Here is an 18,365-nt window from a genome sequence, read left to right as displayed (position 1 = left end):
TATAAAGGAACAGAAAAGGCCAACCCCCTCAGGTTTTGACTGTTCCATTAAGAAGGAGGCAGGATAAACCTGGCCTCCTTCTTTAAAGTTATTAATATGCTTTTCCCCAGTACACCAGTGACTTTGCTTTCTTGCCGCAGCATACACAGGTATCAGCTATTTCTTCCTGTTTAAAAGGCATACATCTGGAAGTAGCACCTGTCTCTTCTTTAATTGTATCCTCACAAGCTTTATCTCCGCACCACATTGCCTTTATGAAACCGGGTTTTGTGGCTACTGCCTCTTTAAAGTCTTCGAACTCAGTTGCCTGATAGGTGTGTGCATCTCTGTGTTCTCTGGCTCTTTCAAGCATTTCTTTCTGGATTACATCAAGTACCTTCTCAACCTCATTCTCAAGGTTATCAAGAGTTACAACGATTTTTTCTCTGGTATCACGGCGTACGATTACAGCCTGATTTTCTTCAATATCCTTCGGTCCGATTTCAATACGAACAGGGATTCCTCTCATCTCCTGCTCACTGAATTTCCAGCCGGGACTCTTATCTGTGTCATCAACCTTTACGCGGAAAGCACCAAGACGTTCTTTCAGTTCAGCTGCTTTTTCGAGTACACCCTCTTTATGCTGGGCAATGGGAACAATCATTACCTGTACAGGTGCAACCCTTGGCGGAAGAACAAGTCCGCTGTTATCTCCATGAACCATGATTACCGCGCCAATCAGTCTGGTGGTCATACCCCAGGAGGTCTGATGCACATACTGAAGCTTGTTGTCTTTGTCGGTATATTGAATATCAAAAGCATGTGCAAATCCATCTCCGAAGTTATGGCTGGTTCCTGATTGAAGCGCCTTGCCATCATGCATTAAAGCTTCAATGGTATAGGTATCCTTTGCACCTGCGAATTTCTCTTTATCTGTTTTCTTTCCTCTGACCATGGGAATGGCAAGAACCTCTTCACAGAAATCTGCATAGAGATTTAGCATCTGTATGGTCCTCTCCTCTGCTTCCTCTGCTGTAGCATGAGCCGTATGTCCCTCCTGCCACAGGAATTCTACTGAACGCAGGAAAGGTCTTGTGGTTTTCTCCCAACGTACAACGGAACACCACTGGTTATATACCTTTGGCAGATCCCTGTAAGACTGAATAATATTGGAGTAATGATCACAGAACAGTGTCTCGGAAGTAGGTCTTACGCACATTCTTTCCTGTAAAGGTTCCAGTCCTCCATGTGTAACCCAGGCAACCTCCGGGGCAAATCCCTCTACATGATCCTTCTCTTTCTGCAGCAGACTCTCGGGTATGAACATAGGCATATAAACATTCTCTACCCCTGTTTCCTTAAATCTTCTGTCCAGTTCCTTCTGAATGTTCTCCCAGATGGCATAGCCGCCGGGTCTTAAAATCATACATCCTCTTACACTGGAATAATCGATTAATTCTGCTTTCTTTACAACATCTGTGTACCACTGGGCAAAATCCTCTTCCATGGAGGTTATTGCTTCTACCAGTTTCTTTTCTTTCGCCATAGCGATTTCTCCTTTCAGAACAATTGTTTATAAACTGACGTTTATAAGGAGGAGACATCTTTATTCTGCAAAAAAGCAATAAAAAAAAGTCCTTCCTCCACAAGGGACCGAAAGACCTCGGCGGTACCACCCTAATTAACTGTAAACAGTTCACTTTAACACCGCTAACGCCGGTTCTACGCTGTATTTTCATACAGTGCTCCAAGGTAGGTTCTATAAAGTTATCCTGAGAATCTCACACCAATCTATTCTCTCTCTGGGAGGATAACAGCTATATACTATTCCTCTTCATTGCTTTGTATTATGATTTTATGCCACCTCACAGCCTTTGTCAACTTCTTTTTTAACTTAATCGGTTCTGTGCTTCCTTCACTACCGTAATGATTATTACCAAACCTACAGGTCCAAGAATAAAGCCCGGAATGCCAAATATTTTGAGTCCTGCATACATGGCCATCATAGTGTATATAGGTTTAATCCCAATACTGTTTCCCAGCAATTTAGGCTCCACTGTCTGCCTCAGGATCTGACAACTTACATAAGCCGTCAGCAGCACTGCCGCAGTTAAAAAATCCTGCTGAAATAAGCTGATAACAGCCCAGGGTATCAGAACCAACCCGCTGCCCAGGATCGGGAAAGCATCCACTACACCTATTCCTATTCCTACAAGCAGTGCATATTTATTTCTAATGAGCAGCATAGCCGCAGTACTTACGATGGAAATTAATATCATCATGATTCCCTGGGTCTTTAGGTATGCAACTCCCATACCAGAAAGTTTTGAAGTAACCAGGTGAATTTCATTGTAATAAGCCGAATTTCTAATCCCGCTTTTATATTTATCCTCATCTTTGATTAAAAGCAGGATACTCACAATCATAATTAATAGAATTCCTACAAAACCTGCTATCCCAATAAGAAGATTAATGCTTCTGGTAGTTATGACAGGCATGATTTTATTTTTTATAATCAGTAGCACTCCATCAAAATTAGTATATATAAAGTTCTGAACAGTCCCTAATTTGATTCCAAAAAACTTATCACATCCTCTGCAAAACTCGTCCAGATATCCGGAAAGTATAGCTAAGTAGATGGGAAAATTCTTAAGCAATGCAACAAACTGCTTAATTAATATATCACACAGATAGAACAGTCCCATACCGGCAAGTGCACCAAACAGGCTTAAGGAAAGAATGCCTCCAAGAAGTTTAGGAAGTCTGGTTTTACGGTTTAAAAATTTTACCAAGGGCAAAAGTCCTGATGCTATCAGGTAAGCCAGAATAAATGGTGCAAAGAGAGGCAGCACATACTCAAGTCCAACATAAACACCAAACACTGTAAGTATGATTATAATGGACATTTTCACCTTGCTGTTGTTTAGAATTTCCATAAGAACCTCCCTTCTTTCCTTGACCGTAAGGATATAATTTAAGACACAAAAAAGCAGATAATATAACAAAGAATTCTTTGTTTTATTATCTGCCGAAATTAAATTTGTATGTTAGGTTATTATTGCATCAATTGCAAAAGAATGGTTTTAATTACATTCCAACTCCGTAATTAAAAAGGGTAAACCTGCTTCTAAGGCAGCTTTTACAGTATCTTCATTTGAAAGTAATGTATACTCTCCTTTTTCTTTCCTTGCGTTAACTTTAATATCCGGTACTTCCTTTAATTTAGAAAATTCAGCGATCTTATCCTTCAAAGAGGTTAAATCTTCCTTGGTTACCTTATCCTTATAAAGAGATTTAGGTGAAAGCAGAATTCTTGTAGTATTAACACATTGTCCGTTGTTATCTGCCATCAGTGCATAATAATTTTTCGCTTCCTTCATTATTACAGAAGCAATAAGCTCCGGTGAAGAATAGGTACTCTCTATAACCAGATTATAATTTGAATAATTAAAATATTCCAGATTATAAATGTCTTTATAGCGCAGATTCTCTGTCTGGGCTCTCTCAAACAGTTTCTCTTTTGCTTCCTCTAAAGTAGCGTACTGTTCTTCCTTCCCTCTATTATCATGCATAACTCTCTCTGCCGCTATATTTAAATCTACCGCCAGAAATACCTTAAAAGATTTTCCCACAAAGTGCCAGGCCAGCCTGGAATCGAAAATAATGTTCTTATCCGGGTTCTCTCTGGATATTGCAGCAGTTGCATCATCTATCATATTGTCATACTTATGGTCACTGCACATTAACTGGTTCATCTCTAGGGTCGTCATGTTCATCTGTCTCGCCAGTTCTCTTTGAACCTTCCCTGTGGAATAAATCTCAAAACCGAACTTGTCCTCCAATATCTTGCAGATTGTGGATTTTCCGCTTCCAAGATTTCCCGTTATCGTGATATGCATAGTGTCCTCCTAATCGTTAACCAAACATTTTTAAAAATTTGTGGTTATCATTATAACACGGTATGTCACGCAAGTAAAGGCTCTGTTAAGAACACCATCAAAATAAGAATAAATAATTTTAAATGTTTTATCCATTGTCCATAGAACCATGATAAAGATAGAATAAATAATATCACAATAACAACCAAAGTGCTGAAAGAGAGGTACAATGAACAGAATCACTAACATCAACAACATCTCAAAAGATTTTATAGACGACCCGGAATTTGATTCACCAATGAATACCCTCTGGTTAGGACATGCCGCAGGCTGTGAAAAGATCTGATCCTAATCTCTAAGACTTAACGGGTATATGGATACCATAAGTCTCCCTATACCCGTTTTATATATTGGAATCAAACTTTATTTCATAAAGTTTCTAGAGAATAATTCCTATGCTTAGAAAGTATTCTCTAGAATTGCTCTCTTCTAATCTTAGTCATAGGGAGTTTTTCCTCCTCGTGAGGAGCTCTTGCTTCCGCTGGGTATCCAAGTGCAATAATGCACTCCACTCCATAACCTTCTGGTATCTTAAGCAACTCTTTTATATAGTCCTCCGCCGTAACACCTTCCTCTTTACTGCGATTTCTTATTTGTACCCAACAGGAACCAAGCCCCTTTGCATGAGCTTCAAGCTGCAGGATAGCTGCCAGAATCGAGGTATCCTCAACCCATACGTCCGAAAGTGTAGTATCAGCTGTTACCACCACAGCTGTATCCGCTCCTCCGATAAGCGCTGACTGCGCACCTCTGCAGCGGCTTAGGGAACTTAAGGTATCCTTGTCTCTTACCACTACAAGTTCCCAAGGCCTAATACTTCGGGAAGAGGGTGCCATTAAGGCCCCTTTTAATATTTCCTCTAATACTGCTTCCTCCAAGTTCTTTTCCGTAAACTTTCGGATGCTTCGTCTTGTTTTTAAGATATCATACATATTGAATTCCCTCCTGCCTCAGACTTGTAAAAGCTACTCCCATAGATAAATAATACAGAAGTATCTATTGGTGTCAGCATCTCATATTAAGCTTCTTCCACACTAACTCAAATTCCCACTCTGGCATACTTTAATTCTAAGAGGATAACCTATGCATCCTCAATCTGCCTGTCGTACCAAGCCTTTTATTAATTGGTTCCCGTTTTTGAATATACTGTCTTAGCGCTGATTCCTTCCAACATGCCGAGCTTGCCGGACAGAGAATTAATCGTATTGCTGTCTGATTCTACTACAATGCTGATAATATTTACACCATGTTCTTTAATCGGCAGTCCCATTCTGCCCACAATAAATTTCCCATATTCATGAAGAATATGATTTACCTCCTCTACCTTTTCAAGATTCTCTACAATAATACCAACTAAAGCAATCCTGGTCTCCATACTCGCTCCCTCTTCCTGATACATATATTCTTTTTTCTGAAAGACACATCGTGTAGATTCCCCTAACACTGGAGGAATTCAATGTGGCTTGGCTTTGGACCTGTTTAAAACCTGCCGGTCCCATTGCTCATTTTTTATACCATTTTCGGTTCTAATTACACTTTAAAACGGTAACCCACACCCCATATCGTCTCAATATACTGTGGCTTTGAGGTGTTAAATTCAATCTTTTCTCTGATTTTCTTGATATGCACCGTAACTGTAGCAATATCACCAATGGAGTCCATATCCCAGATTTCCTGGAATAGCTCTTCTTTCGTATATACGCGATTGGGGTTCTCCGCTAAAAAGGTTAAAAGGTCGAACTCTTTTGTGGTAAAATTCTTCTCTTCACTATTAACGTATACTCGTCTGGCCGTCTTGTCAATCTTAATTCCCCTGATTTCAATAATCTCATTTTCTCTGACACTTTCACCGATTAGTCTTTCATAACGTGCCAGGTGCGCCTTTACTCTGGCTACCAGCTCGCTGGGACTAAAGGGTTTTGTGATATAGTCATCAGCGCCCATTCCTAAGCCCCTGATCTTATCGATATCCTCTTTTTTCGCTGATACCATAAAGATAGGTATATTTTTTGCACTTCGGATAGACTTACAGATCTCAAAACCATCAAGTCCCGGAAGCATCAGATCCAGAATTATCAGATCAAAATCTTCATTCAGTGCTCTTTCAAGTCCCTGATCACCTGTGTTTTCTATATCCACCTCAAAACCGCTGAGCTCCAGATAATCCTTCTCCAGCTCTGCAATTGCCATTTCATCTTCTACAATTAATATTCTGCTCATAGTATCCTCCATTCCAAATTCTTTATTTTATATAATTAAATGTTAACCTTCGTTGATAGACTGTTCCTGTTCTGGACATTCCTTGCATTTCTTTAAGGAGAAAAATATGGCGGTACCTTTTTCTTCATCACTTTCCGCCCATATAGTCCCCATATGATCTTCTATGATTTTCTTGGCAATGGCAAGTCCCAATCCGGTTCCGCCTTTGGTGGAATTTCTGGAGGCATCTGCCCTGTAGAACCGCTCAAATACATAAGGAAGGTCTTTCTTTGGAATCCCCACACCATTATCTTCGATGCAGATTACCACATCCTCCGGTCGGTTAAAACTGCCGCCCTCCATAATTCGTATCATGATACGTCCATTTTTTCGATTCATATATTTTACGGAATTTCCAACGATATTATTAACCACACGTTTCAGCTGCTCTGCATCTACATTAACCTTGGTGTCTTTATCCGTATCATTATGATATTCCACTTCTATATTCTTAACCTCCAGATCCAGGTTAATCTCACCGAAGCAGTCCTCAAAATAATCGCCAAGGTTAAGACAGGAGAAGGTATACGGCATGGTATTACAGTCAATTTTAGAGTAAAAAGACAGTTCATCTACCAGGGCAGATAAATCGTTAGCCTTTGTGTAAATTGTCTTAAGATATTTCTCCTGCTTCTCCTTCGTATCTGCAACTCCGTCCATAATCCCTTCCGCATAACCTTTGATTGCAGTTATAGGCGTCCTCAGATCGTGAGAAATATTACTGATTAATTCTTTCATTTCCTGCTCATAACGAAGCCTTACATCTATCAGCTCTTTGAGACGTATTCTCATCTCCTCGAAGTCCACACAGAGCCTTCCGATTTCATCCTCCGGATCACCTTCGATGGAATAATCCAGATTGCCTTCCTTCATGGCATTGGTTGCAGCATGAAGTGTATTAATTGGTATTATAACACTTCGGTAAATCCATATTATCAACACTGATGCTGTTAATATTATAATTGAAATAAGTGAAAGGAGAAGCTGTATGGCGGAAGCCTTAATCTGAGGAATCAAAGTATCCAGCTCCGTAATGATTATGACGCTTCCTTCGGTACCGTCACTAAAGTGGAAATCCTGCTGCTTTAAGAGAAAAGGATATTGCCCGTCCACATAAAGTCCGCCTTCCACTGTTCCGGTATACTTACCAAATTTCGGAATACTGTTTTGTATTTTTTCGAATTTTGTTGTATTTCCGCTGTATAGAAAGGTATCCTCCTTACGTATAACAAGATAGGAATACTTTCCGGTAAGTTCCTTCTCCAGATAGTTCACATATTCATTGTCTTCAAATTTATCCGGATTCTTAGCTGCCATTAAAACAATTTCATTGTATACACCTTTTGTAAGTCTGCTTAAGAGCTGTACGGGGTTTGATATGGCTGTGATAGAATCTGTTTTCACATCATAGACCTGTTTAATCTCATTGTTCTGATATCCGATTATAATACTAATGGACAAGCAAACCAGCAAAAGAGGTATCGTAGTTATAATAAGAAAGGCCGTAAACAGCCTGCTCTTTAATTTCAATTCAGGAACCTCCTATTCTTCTTGTGCAAAAAGCAGGTGATTCAATCATAATTGTATTCACAGAATCTTCCATGCTTCTATAGGTTATTATACCATAAGCCTCCGGCTTCTACACTGAAAATAACTATGAGTTTTCTAAATATTTTATAAAAAAAGAAGGCTCGCCATAAATGGAAAACCTTCTGATTGTACAACTTATATCAACTTAATAAAACCTTATTTCTTATAGCTGCTTAATATCTCTGCTTTATCTGTCTTCTCCCAAGGCAGATCAAGATCATTTCTTCCAAAATGTCCGTAAGCTGCAGTCTGCTTGTAGATAGGACGTCTTAAGTCAAGCATCTTAATAATTCCTGCGGGACGAAGATCAAAGTTCTCACGAATGATTTCAACGAACTCATCGGCACTTAAGGAACTTGTTCCGAAAGTATCAACCATAATGGAGGTAGGCTGTGCCACACCGATTGCATAGGATAACTGAATCTCACATTTTTCAGCCAGACCTGCAGCTACGATATTCTTTGCTACATAACGTGCTGCATAAGCAGCTGAACGGTCTACCTTTGTGCAATCCTTACCAGAGAAAGCACCACCGCCGTGACGAGCATATCCGCCATAAGTGTCTACAATGATCTTGCGGCCTGTTAAACCGCTGTCACCATTGGGTCCGCCGATTACAAATCTGCCGGTGGGATTAATAAAGAACTTTGTATTCTCATCTACCAGTTCTGCTGGAAGAACTTCATCAAATACATATTTCTTGATATCTGCATGAATCTGTTCCTGCGTAACTTCCGCACCGTGCTGAGTAGAAAGAACTACCGCATTTAAATGCACTGGTTTGCCGGCTTCATTATATTCTACGGTTACCTGAGATTTTCCGTCGGGTCTTAAATAAGAAAGAGTTCCGTCTTTACGTACTTTTGTCAACTGTCTGGTAAGCTTATGTGCTAAAGAAATAGGATAAGGCAGATACTCTTCTGTCTCATTGCTTGCATAACCAAACATCATACCCTGATCACCTGCACCGATTGCTTCCAGCTCGTCCTCGGACATGGTCTTTTCCTTCGCTTCAAGGGCTTTGTTAACACCCATAGCGATATCAGAAGACTGCTCGTCTAACGCTACGATAACACCGCAGGTATTGGCATCAAAACCATAATCTGATCTGTCATATCCAATCTCTCTGATAGTATCACGTACGATTTTCTGAATGTCTACATAGCCATTTGTTGTAATCTCTCCCATAACCAGTACTAAACCGGTGGTTATTGCTGTTTCGCAGGCAACACGGCTCATAGGATCCTGCTCTAACATGGCATCCAAAACAGAATCGGAAATCTGATCACAGATTTTATCGGGATGCCCCTCGGTTACGGACTCCGATGTAAATAATAATTTATTCATAGCTAACTCCTATCTGTGCTCCACGGCACACATACTCAAAACTTTTCCTCTATCACTGCAAGATCAAAGAACCTGGTTTTCCAGATTCAAGCGCTAATGCACTTGGTCATATTGACAATCTTTCCTTTTGCGCGTCATGTGCATTCTGCTTGTAGGACTCCTTCGGTATAGGATATCTATTGTCTTTTCCTTACATAAAAAAAAGTCCTGCTAAGCGGACTTGAAAAAAAAGCATCAAATCCTCTTATTGTTCGATTACTCGCTCAGGTTGGCACCTTCCGCATAGGGGGTTGCCGTGACTTCATAGAGCCTTTACTCTCCGTCACTCTGAATAAGAGATATAAGTTTTATTATATTATGTTACGTAATTGAGGATATCTTATATAGGTATCTTTGTCAAGTATTTTTTTATTGACAACTGATTTGAGATTAAATATACTTAGCCTATATGGTAAAAACAGGTTGCTCTAAACCCTGTAACCATGCGCCACGAAGGCACAGATAGGAGCGGATTAAACGTGAAGAAACAAAGGATATCCATGCGACAGGCTAAGCCCGGAATGATTGTTGCCGATGATATTTATAATGCATCCAATCAATTAGTTATATCCAAAGGGATCATGCTGACTGATCGTATAATTACAAGACTCAAATTTAATTCAATCACTGAATTCAATATTATCGTGTCTGAGGGAAAGGATACCTCCGAACCGCAGAAAGCACCAGAACCGGTAAAAGAAGTCAGTTATTCTGAGAAGGTGCGTACTAGCGCAGAATTCAAAGAGTTTCAACAATCGTTTAACCAAAAAGTTGATTCCTTTAAAGGTGAATTGGATAAACTTTCTGATGCCAATGAACCCATAGACGTATCTGGCCTCCTGGAGCACACCTCAGATTTACTGGAAAAGAGCCGGAATGGAATCCATGTCTTTGACATGCTTCACTGTATGAGAGAGCATGATGATATTACATACGTACACTGTCTCAATGTATCATTACTAAGCAATGTATTCGGTAAATGGCTTAATCTGCCGGAGAAGGAAATCGAGCTTCTTACACTGGCAGGACTTCTTCACGATATTGGTAAGCTCTCTCTTCCAAATGAACTGATTAATAAACAGGAGAAGCTGACTCCTACTGATTACGTAACCATAAAGACCCACACCCTTCAGGGGTATAATGTGTTGAAGAGCAAGGACCTTGATCCAAGAATAGCCAACGTAGCGTTAATGCATCATGAACGTTGCGATGGTAGTGGATATCCCTATAAACTGACAGCAGATAAGATAGAACCTTTTGCTAAGATCATCGGAATTATTGATGTATACGATGCCATGACCTCCGCAAGAGTTTATCGTCCTGCTTTAAGTCCTTTTCAGGCTATCTCTGTATTTGAGTCCGAAGGCCTTCAAAAGTATGATCCAGCTTATGTGCTTTTGTTCCTGGAGAAGATTATACAAGCTTATGTAGGTAATAAGGTCCGTTTAAGCAACGGAAAAGAAGGGGAAATACGAATGATTAACAAACATGCCCTTTCCAAACCTATCGTTCAGGTAGGTGCAGCCTTCCTTGATCTTTCAAAAGAGAAAGATATTATCATAGAAGCTCTGCTCTAACAGGAAAATTAGCTATAACAGAACACAATCTTCTCTAATTCTTTCATACTGTATTTTCTTTGTAAACCTATATACTTATGAACCTATATATGTTCATTGCGAACCTGAATATATTCTTTCTATACCACAAAAAGTGCTGACGCAGATATCCTTACGTCAGCACTTTTATTAACTTACCTTTAATTTAAATTTCTGAATTGCTTTTTCATCTTCCACATCAACTTTTTCCATGATGGCTCCCAGCTGCTGCATCTTTCTCTCGAAATGCTCATATCCTCGCTCAATATACTCAACCTGTTCAACAAAGGTAAAACCGGTTGCTGCAAGGCCTGCTATAACAAGGGCAGCACCGGCTCTTAAATCAGGAGCAGTCACAATAGCACCCGTAAGATTCTTAACACCCATAATTACCGCTGTATTGCCTTCTACTTTTATATTGGCACCCATTCTGGCGAATTCATCCACATATCGAAGTCTGTTCTCATAAACTGTTTCCGTAACAATACTGGTTCCTTCAGAAGTAACTAAAACCGCAGAAATCTGAGGCTGCATATCGGTAGGAAAACCTGGATAAGGGAGAGTCTTTACATGAGTATGTCCAAGAGTACCCGTTGCACTTACTCTTACGGCATCATCATATTCCTCGACCTGTGCGCCAATCTCTATAAGCTTTGCTGTTATGGCCTCGAGATGCTTTGGTATGACATTTTTAATAAGGACATTTCCTTTTGTTGCAGCTGCTGCAAACATGAACGTTCCTGCTTCAATCTGATCAGGGATAATGGAGTATTCACTGCCGTTTAACTTCTCCACACCTTTGATACGGATAACATCGGTTCCTGTACCTTTAATGTTGGCACCCATACTATTTAAGAAGTTCGCAACGTCAACAACATGCGGTTCCTTTGCAGAATTCTCAATAATGGTTACACCTTCGGAAAGACAGGCGGCAAGCATAATGTTGATAGTAGCTCCAACACTGGCACAATCCAGGTAGATATGGTTGCCTTTCAGTTCTTCGGCCTCAGCTTTTATCATACCATGCTCAATCTTTACGGTAGCGCCTAAAGCCTCCAGCCCTTTAATGTGCTGATCGATAGGACGGCTTCCGATATTACAGCCTCCGGGTAAGGCAACCTGTGCTTTTTTGTATTTACCAAGTAAAGCTCCCAGAAGATAATAGGACGCTCTTATTTTTCTGATAAAATCATAATCAATTCCAATACAGGGATCAATATCTTTTCCGTTAACCTTAACAGTATGCTTATCTATACGCTCAACTTTGGCTCCGATTTCTTCAACTGCCTGTATCAGTATATGAATATCACTGATGTCGGGTAAATTTCCGATTACTACTGTTTCATCTGTCATTATTGCTGCACATAAAATACCCAGTGCTGCATTCTTGGCACCACCGATAGTGACCTCTCCCTGCAAGGCATTGCCGCCCTTTATAATATACTGCTCCATCGCACACCTCTTTATTTTGCGGTTTCTATACTGTCCGCACTATTTCTTTTTCTTTTATGACATTTACATAAAATTAGACCCCTTATGCTCAAGCTTACGCAAAGAGGCTGCCATATATCACGGTTTATGTTCGTTCTCTATTTTTTATCAATCATATTCATTCGTAATTTAAATCAAATTGATTATACCATAAAAATGCAGGTTGTAAATAATTTTTCACCATATTCTGTATCTTGTAGTCTTTGTTAACTACATAACATACTAATCGTTACTATTTTTACTATTCTGCTTTCACTGCATTAGTTATTTTCATAATCCTTAAGAGCATTTATAATATTTTCCATTAGCTCTTCCGTGTTCAGATCTTCACCATCAACTGTTATATGGGCATACTTTTCATAAAGAGGACATCTCTCCTCATAAAGCATCTTCAAAGTCTGTCCCTTTCGAAGAACAACCCCTCTCTGTTTGATATTTCCAAGGCGTTCCGATATTGTCTGAAGTGTTAGCTTAATATACACAATGACTCCAGTTTCCTGAAGGTGTTCCATTGCTTCTTTCCCATATATGACACTTCCGCCTGTAGCAATCACCGTATGATCGGTATCTATCTCTCTATTAATCTGATTTTCAATAGCCAGAAAACCATCTATTCCTCTTTTGTCAATGATATCCTTTAATAATTCTTTTTCCTGCTCCTGAATTAATAGGTCGGAATCAAGAAACTGATATCCCAAAACCTTAGCAAGGATAATTCCAATGGTACTTTTACCGGCTGAAGGCATTCCAACTAAAACAATATTCTTCATGGGCATGTCCTTTCGCACATAATGTAGTGATTATATCATCTTTATCAGTCTTCGCCAAGTATTTTTTATTATCTGCCAAAGCAGGCTATCTCATACTCTTTACTTTTTGACACTATACCCAAATGTTCCCATAATATCCCCTAAACCGTAATATTCTCCATGGGAATATACAACAGGTTTTGCTTTGCTGAGTTCGAATTTTCCTTTTTCGTTCATGTATTTGCTCGCTGCATGAACACCTACAACATCTGCCAGGAACATATCATGAGAACCCAGAGGTATAATCTCTTTTAAGCGGCATTCAATATTTACAGGTGCTTCTTCAATACATGGTGCGTCTATATGAACTCCTTTTACAGGCGTTAGCTTCATTTCCTTAAATTTATCGACATTTCTTCCGGATCTCACTCCACAGTAATCCGCTGCTTTTACGAGCTCTTCGCTTGTAAGATTTATTGTAAATTCTTTGGTTTCCTTTATTATATCATAGGAATATCTTTCTTTTCGCAGGGAAATATAGACCATGGGAGGGTTCGTACAGACAGTACCTGTCCAGGCCACTGTTATGATATTGTTTTTTCCTTCTTTACTCTTTAGGCCTACCATAACCGCCGGCAGGGGGTAGAGCATATTTCCGGGTTTCCATAATTCTTTGTTCACACTAACCTCCATTTGCGAATACCAAATCTTCCATTCGATATTCCTGAGTCTGTTGTTGACCTCCGCCATATCGCAATTACTTGCGGTACTGCATACTATGCCACCTGGTCTTCTGACCTATATTCAAAAATTCGGCATAATAATACTTTTTTTTGGTCTGGTTTTATTATATAATTAAGCTAGAATAACACATAAAAATTCTGCTGTTCATGAACAGCAGACTGCTCCTGACTAATCGTTATGGTATTTACCGCATACCAGTCTGGAAGGGCTAAGGAGGTTTTCATATGCCTGATAATTTAATTCAAATAGAATCCGTTACACAAGGAGTTTCAGATAAAGTGAAACAATCCTTAAAGTTTAAGACCGGTAAATTCGTATGGCGCATTAAATTTTCTGCACCTTTGGATCCGGCAACTGTTAATAATAAGAATCTCTATGTGACTAATTTAAATCAAATGCCTCTTAAGACCTACATCCGTTATGACACTGTGAATCAGTACATCGAAATAGAACCTTTAGAAGCCTATACGCAGAATCAGTCCTATATACTTACCATTAGTAAAAATGTGAAATCCAAAGGAGGCAAGAACCTTAAGGCTCCTGTCACCCTCCAGTTTAAGATTCAGGATTAATTCTCCTGGAGCGCCAGCATAAGAGCAGGTATTACCTGCTTCTTTCTGGACACTACATTTTCCAGGTAGAATACACTTGCATCTTTGTTAAAATGAAACGTATTAATCAAAAGTTCCTTGGCGCCCGCCCCCTGAAATAAAAACTCAGTGGAACCGTCCATGATATTGGTCAGCATAAAGAATAACATTTCCACTCCATGCTCATGGTATGCTTTCTTCATATAGGGAACCAGGGATTCTTTTATTTTATCTAATTCTTCTCGGCTCATTGAGCTGATCTGCCCCACTCCAAAAGTAACGTCCCCTGCCGTAAATTTCTTAAAATCCTGATAGAAAATTTCTTCAGAGGTCTTATTACTCAGATTGCTGCCTGCTGCAAACATGTTCCGGGCATATTCATCTGTCTGTATTCCAGCTATCTTTGCCAGAGCTTCTGCTGCTCCCTTGTCTGCATCTGTACAGGTAGGTGAACGGTATACCAGCGTATCCGAGAGTATGGCAGAGCATAATAGCCCTGCTATTTTAGGTTCAATGGGAACCTGATGTTCACAATACATCTGGTATACGATGGTAGCAGTACAGCCCAAAGGCTGATTTCGAAAGAATACGGGATTAATGGTCTCCAGACTTCCTAATCTGTGATGGTCTATGATTTCCATAATTTCCGCATCCTCCAAACCATCCACTGCCTGGGATTTCTCATTATGATCCACCAAAATCAGTTTCTTTCTTTTGGCTCCCAGTAAATTTCTACGGGATATCATACCAAAATAATACCCATCCTTATCAAGAATAGGGAAATCCCTGTGACGCTTCTGCGCCATGATTCCCCTGATATCCTCAATATAATCCTCCTGGGTAAAATAAACTATATCCTTGTCCGTCATAAAGAATCGGATGGGAATACTTTGGTTAATCAGTCTGGCTGCCGTAAAGGTATCGAAAGGCGTTTTAATAATAAAACAATTATTATTCTGGGCCATCTTTGTTATTGTCTTGGAAACACTTGCACCATCACAAACAATAATACAGCCCGCATTCATTTCAATAGCACAGAGCTGGGATTCATACCGGTTCCCCAATATAACCACATCATCCTTTTCGATGTAGTTTTCCATCAAATCAGGGTTGGCGGCAGCAATCAGTACCTTACCGCTTTCAAAGACCTCTTCTCTGCTTCCAACTATTAATTCACCTTCCAGGGTTTCCACCAGATTACTGCAGGGTGTATTTGCTTTTGTCAGAATACGATTGTCATAAACATCCATATAGGATTTTGTAATATCTCCTACGGTAATCAGACCTTCCAGATGATTATCATTATCTACAATCGGCAGTGTAACTACGTTGCTTTCCCTCATATATGCCCAGGCTTCTTTTAAGGATATGCCGCTGCTTACACCTTTGATCCTGCGGATATCGATATCCTTAACCTGGGTCCTGACATCCGGCAGGTACCCGGGTGCAGTGGTTTTAAAGGCTTCCAGTACGAATTTAGTTTCAGAGTTAATATGCCCTGCTCTCTTGGGTACATAATTTTCTCCGGTAATTTTGGATTTTAAATTTGCATATGCAATGGCTGAACAAATAGAGTCCGTATCCGGATTAACATGCCCGATTACAAATATCTGATTTCCCATCCTGTCACATTACCTCCATTGTTATATCTTCCTTTATTATATAAAGCAAATCTTCCTGTGTGATATTCCCGCTGCTGATGATATCCCCTAAAAGGTTTTTATATCTGGTATCCGCTGCCTTTCTTACCTTTGAAGCAAGCTGCATCACTTTTGCATAAGTTCCCTTTTCTTCTGAGCTTAGTATCTTCTCAACCGATTTTATAAATTCCTCTAAGGCATCTTCTTTCATTTTATATTCTTTATTCTCCATATACTGGTTCACAAAACCCATAAGCTGCTTTAAAGTATAGGTATTATTCAGTGAAATTTCATGCAGAAAATAATTCATATATTCAGGGTAGGTTTCCAGAAAACAACAGACTTCTTCTTTCGTCCCTTCTAATACGATAAATGTATTATTCCCCATTTCCTTAATAAATCTATAAAGCCTTTCTGCAGACTCACTATTAATTACCGTGGGATTCTCAATAATAAGAGAGGCACCGTAAAGCTTATCTTTTTGTGTCAGAATATTTACACGATTAAGATTCTCTCCGGTAATTTTTGCAATCTTATCTGTTTTAATCCAGTCCACGGAATACAAAGCCTTACAAATCTTAAAAGCTAGCGTACTCTTGCCGCTTTCCTTCTCTCCGGTGACCATCATAAACAGATTCTTAGAAGAATCCGAAAGAATATTCTCAAGACAATGCCGCAAATCTTCTTTCACAGTATCTATCTGCAAAAATCCGCTAAATTCCTTCCGATAATCAAACTTCATCTTATCAAACAAACTAAAAACGCTGTCTTCACAGACTTCTTCCGATATCATAATAGATTTTTCGGCAGTTACAGCATATGTTTGATCCTGGCTCTCTTCCTTTGTTGCTGCTTTTCCTCTATATTCTGAAGCCTCCTGAGGGTCATCCACTAATGCTAACTTTTCTTTATATGATACTGCCTGTTCTTCATAGTCCGCAGTTTCCAGGCTTCTGCTCTCTGTTGCTTGTCCCTCATAGTTTGCAGTTTCCAGATTTATGCTCTCAGGTGCTGCTTGTCTTTCATAGTTCGCGATATCCAGGTTTCTGCTCTCAGGGACTGCTTCTTCTATATAATCTGCAGTTTCCTGGCTTCTGCTCTCTGCTGCTTGTCCCTCATTGTTTGCAGTTTCCAGTCCATTATTCTCTGATGCTGCTTGTCTTTTATAGCTTGCATCTTCTAAGCTTATATTAGCAGGTTTTGCCTGTCCTTCATACAAAGTAGCCGCAGTTTCCGCATCAGTCTCAGTAATTTCTTTCCTTTCATATCCTTCAGTCACTTCGGCTTCATCAGAATTTGTTACCTGGCTTTTCCCTACTATAGCTTCTTTCGTTTCAGCCTCAGTTGTTTCCTGTGTTTCAAATTCCAATGCAGCTTCATTGTTTTCATATTCGTTGATTTCTTTTGAAGTATATCCGCTTACCGCTTCCTCTGCCACCTTATTGGATTCATATCCACCTGTTACCTGGTGTAATTTATATGTTTCATAAGCAGCTGAAGACTGTGTTTTCGCTTTATCTTCCCTATCCAGATACTGATTTATCTGTTCTCTGATACTGCTATAGTCTTTGGTCTTATCCAGACCAAGTCTTTGCCTGGCCTCATTTTTATCTTTTGCCTTTAACATATGTAAAGGATCCAGTTCACCGACATAATACGCCTTTAATAGCTTGGCTTTATCCACATAAATGCCGTCACCAAACCAGAGGATGATGTCCGAACACTCTCTGACGCATTTATCCTTAAGGCCGGCTTTATGATATAGCTTTGCAAGTTCATATGCCCATACCTCAATATATTCATACTCCTTTAGCTGTTCCAGTGAATCCATAAGAACTTCTAAGGGTTCTCCCTTTAATTTATCAATATAATAGCGGAATATAAACCGGTATGAATCGTTAGGAGCAGCCTGCATGTATTTAACCAGATATACATCAGCTAACTTGGCATCTCCTTTTTTTATTGCAAGTTCTACCATCTGATATAGAATTCTTCTGGTCTTGGACTTTTCGTAAATTCTTTCCAGAAGTCCCATAGCTTCATCTAAACGTCCGTTTTCTGTGAGTACATCTGCCAGTACACTTAGATCTGTTAAGGACTTGATTTTATGTATCTCCATGGTGTCAAGGATCTTAACAGCTTTTTGGTATTGTCCTCCGTCTGTCAATTTACGGATCTCTTCTATCTTAACTATATTTTCATACCGCTCCATAGTAGCCTCCCTTTCGCCACCGACATTGCAAATAGTTCTTTTGTTTTATCTATCTTACCATTTTCATCGTATTTATACAAGTTCTTTCCCTTAGACAGCAGCAATCAGCAGAATTCAGCAAATTCACGGATACACCTGTGTTCTCCATATTATCAGCTTTGGAATTTACGTTAGAAAACACAAAAACAGGTG

15 protein-coding genes, 1 riboswitch and 1 other annotated feature are annotated in these 18,365 nt (G+C 39.6%); of the genes, 2 read left to right on the top strand and 13 right to left on the bottom strand.

Going from position 1 to position 18,365, the window contains the following annotated elements:
* Positions 1 to 91 precede the first annotated feature (91 nt).
* The 8 genes from proS to metK all read right to left on the bottom strand — a co-directional run bounded on the left by proS (position 92) and on the right by metK (position 9,113).
* On the bottom strand, positions 92 to 1,525 hold the full coding sequence (gene proS, locus R2R35_RS12710) for a proline--tRNA ligase (RefSeq protein ID WP_317730187.1): 1,434 nt from the start codon (positions 1,523 to 1,525) through the stop codon (positions 92 to 94).
* 99 nt (positions 1,526 to 1,624) lie between these two features.
* Positions 1,625 to 1,826, bottom strand: a binding site (T-box leader).
* A 42-nt stretch (positions 1,827 to 1,868) separates the two neighbouring features.
* Complete coding sequence (locus R2R35_RS12705; RefSeq protein ID WP_317730186.1) at positions 1,869 to 2,915, bottom strand: AI-2E family transporter; 1,047 nt, start codon at positions 2,913 to 2,915, stop codon at positions 1,869 to 1,871.
* A 147-nt stretch (positions 2,916 to 3,062) separates the two neighbouring features.
* Positions 3,063 to 3,878, bottom strand: coding sequence for a cytidylate kinase family protein (locus R2R35_RS12700; RefSeq protein WP_317730185.1), 816 nt, complete (start codon positions 3,876 to 3,878; stop codon positions 3,063 to 3,065).
* A 452-nt stretch (positions 3,879 to 4,330) separates the two neighbouring features.
* Positions 4,331 to 4,849: a nitroreductase family protein gene (locus R2R35_RS12695; protein ID WP_317730184.1), complete on the bottom strand. Its 519-nt coding sequence runs from the start codon at positions 4,847 to 4,849 to the stop codon at positions 4,331 to 4,333.
* Between the two features lie 188 nt (positions 4,850 to 5,037).
* Positions 5,038 to 5,292, bottom strand: a complete 255-nt coding sequence (locus tag R2R35_RS12690) for a TM1266 family iron-only hydrogenase system putative regulator (RefSeq protein WP_317730183.1) — start codon at positions 5,290 to 5,292, stop codon at positions 5,038 to 5,040.
* 155 nt (positions 5,293 to 5,447) lie between these two features.
* The gene (locus tag R2R35_RS12685) at positions 5,448 to 6,137 is read right to left on the bottom strand and encodes a response regulator transcription factor (RefSeq protein ID WP_317730182.1); all 690 of its coding nucleotides are present in this window, start codon (positions 6,135 to 6,137) and stop codon (positions 5,448 to 5,450) included.
* A 42-nt stretch (positions 6,138 to 6,179) separates the two neighbouring features.
* Positions 6,180 to 7,706: a sensor histidine kinase gene (locus R2R35_RS12680; protein ID WP_317730181.1), complete on the bottom strand. Its 1,527-nt coding sequence runs from the start codon at positions 7,704 to 7,706 to the stop codon at positions 6,180 to 6,182.
* A gap of 216 nt (positions 7,707 to 7,922) precedes the next feature.
* Complete coding sequence (gene metK, locus R2R35_RS12675; protein ID WP_317730180.1) at positions 7,923 to 9,113, bottom strand: methionine adenosyltransferase; 1,191 nt, start codon at positions 9,111 to 9,113, stop codon at positions 7,923 to 7,925.
* A 241-nt stretch (positions 9,114 to 9,354) separates the two neighbouring features.
* Positions 9,355 to 9,451, bottom strand: a riboswitch (SAM riboswitch).
* Positions 9,452 to 9,631: 180 nt separating this feature from the next.
* On the opposite strand from metK, the gene R2R35_RS12670 reads away from it, so the two are divergent.
* A complete protein-coding gene (locus tag R2R35_RS12670) occupies positions 9,632 to 10,729 on the top strand; it encodes an HD-GYP domain-containing protein (RefSeq protein WP_317730178.1) in 1,098 nt (365 codons plus the stop codon).
* Between the two features lie 168 nt (positions 10,730 to 10,897).
* Here R2R35_RS12670 and R2R35_RS12665 read toward each other — a convergent pair whose 3' ends face one another.
* The 3 genes from R2R35_RS12665 to R2R35_RS12655 all read right to left on the bottom strand — a co-directional run bounded on the left by R2R35_RS12665 (position 10,898) and on the right by R2R35_RS12655 (position 13,668).
* On the bottom strand, positions 10,898 to 12,199 hold the full coding sequence (locus R2R35_RS12665) for a UDP-N-acetylglucosamine 1-carboxyvinyltransferase (RefSeq protein WP_317730177.1): 1,302 nt from the start codon (positions 12,197 to 12,199) through the stop codon (positions 10,898 to 10,900).
* 299 nt (positions 12,200 to 12,498) lie between these two features.
* Positions 12,499 to 13,008, bottom strand: a complete 510-nt coding sequence (locus tag R2R35_RS12660; RefSeq protein ID WP_317730176.1) for a shikimate kinase — start codon at positions 13,006 to 13,008, stop codon at positions 12,499 to 12,501.
* A gap of 99 nt (positions 13,009 to 13,107) precedes the next feature.
* A complete protein-coding gene (locus R2R35_RS12655; protein ID WP_033164126.1) occupies positions 13,108 to 13,668 on the bottom strand; it encodes a flavin reductase family protein in 561 nt (186 codons plus the stop codon).
* Positions 13,669 to 13,955: 287 nt separating this feature from the next.
* On the opposite strand from R2R35_RS12655, the gene R2R35_RS12650 reads away from it, so the two are divergent.
* Entirely contained in the window at positions 13,956 to 14,303 is a 348-nt protein-coding gene (locus R2R35_RS12650) for an Ig-like domain-containing protein (protein ID WP_317730175.1), read from the top strand.
* On the opposite strand, the gene R2R35_RS12645 is transcribed toward R2R35_RS12650, so the two are convergent.
* On the bottom strand, positions 14,300 to 15,943 hold the full coding sequence (locus R2R35_RS12645) for a putative manganese-dependent inorganic diphosphatase (RefSeq protein WP_317730174.1): 1,644 nt from the start codon (positions 15,941 to 15,943) through the stop codon (positions 14,300 to 14,302). The two genes, R2R35_RS12650 and R2R35_RS12645, sit on opposite strands and share 4 nt — an antisense overlap.
* A 4-nt stretch (positions 15,944 to 15,947) precedes the next feature.
* Positions 15,948 to 18,173, bottom strand: coding sequence for a tetratricopeptide repeat protein (locus tag R2R35_RS12640; protein ID WP_317730173.1), 2,226 nt, complete (start codon positions 18,171 to 18,173; stop codon positions 15,948 to 15,950).
* Between the last annotated feature and the right edge of the window lie 192 nt (positions 18,174 to 18,365).

It is taken from the genome of Anaerocolumna sp. AGMB13020 (genome assembly GCF_033100115.1).
Classification (GTDB): Bacteria; Bacillota; Clostridia; order Lachnospirales; family Lachnospiraceae; genus Anaerocolumna.
Note: the sequence above shows the minus strand (reverse complement) of the source record. Positions and strands in the feature narration are given on the sequence as shown.

What these genes read in the sequence shown, in the direction of transcription:
- R2R35_RS12700 (WP_317730185.1), bottom strand. Translation starts at nt 3,878, where the DNA reads ATGCATATCACGATAACGGGAAATCTTGGAAGCGGAAAATCCACAATC.
- metK (WP_317730180.1), bottom strand. Translation starts at nt 9,113, where the DNA reads ATGAATAAATTATTATTTACATCGGAGTCCGTAACCGAGGGGCATCCC.
- R2R35_RS12705 (WP_317730186.1), bottom strand. Translation starts at nt 2,915, where the DNA reads ATGGAAATTCTAAACAACAGCAAGGTGAAAATGTCCATTATAATCATA.
- R2R35_RS12665 (WP_317730177.1), bottom strand. Translation starts at nt 12,199, where the DNA reads ATGGAGCAGTATATTATAAAGGGCGGCAATGCCTTGCAGGGAGAGGTC.
- R2R35_RS12690 (WP_317730183.1), bottom strand. Translation starts at nt 5,292, where the DNA reads ATGGAGACCAGGATTGCTTTAGTTGGTATTATTGTAGAGAATCTTGAA.
- R2R35_RS12650 (WP_317730175.1), top strand. Translation starts at nt 13,956, where the DNA reads ATGCCTGATAATTTAATTCAAATAGAATCCGTTACACAAGGAGTTTCA.
- R2R35_RS12695 (WP_317730184.1), bottom strand. Translation starts at nt 4,849, where the DNA reads ATGTATGATATCTTAAAAACAAGACGAAGCATCCGAAAGTTTACGGAA.
- R2R35_RS12685 (WP_317730182.1), bottom strand. Translation starts at nt 6,137, where the DNA reads ATGAGCAGAATATTAATTGTAGAAGATGAAATGGCAATTGCAGAGCTG.
- R2R35_RS12645 (WP_317730174.1), bottom strand. Translation starts at nt 15,943, where the DNA reads ATGGGAAATCAGATATTTGTAATCGGGCATGTTAATCCGGATACGGAC.
- R2R35_RS12660 (WP_317730176.1), bottom strand. Translation starts at nt 13,008, where the DNA reads ATGAAGAATATTGTTTTAGTTGGAATGCCTTCAGCCGGTAAAAGTACC.
- R2R35_RS12640 (WP_317730173.1), bottom strand. Translation starts at nt 18,173, where the DNA reads ATGGAGCGGTATGAAAATATAGTTAAGATAGAAGAGATCCGTAAATTG.
- proS (WP_317730187.1), bottom strand. Translation starts at nt 1,525, where the DNA reads ATGGCGAAAGAAAAGAAACTGGTAGAAGCAATAACCTCCATGGAAGAG.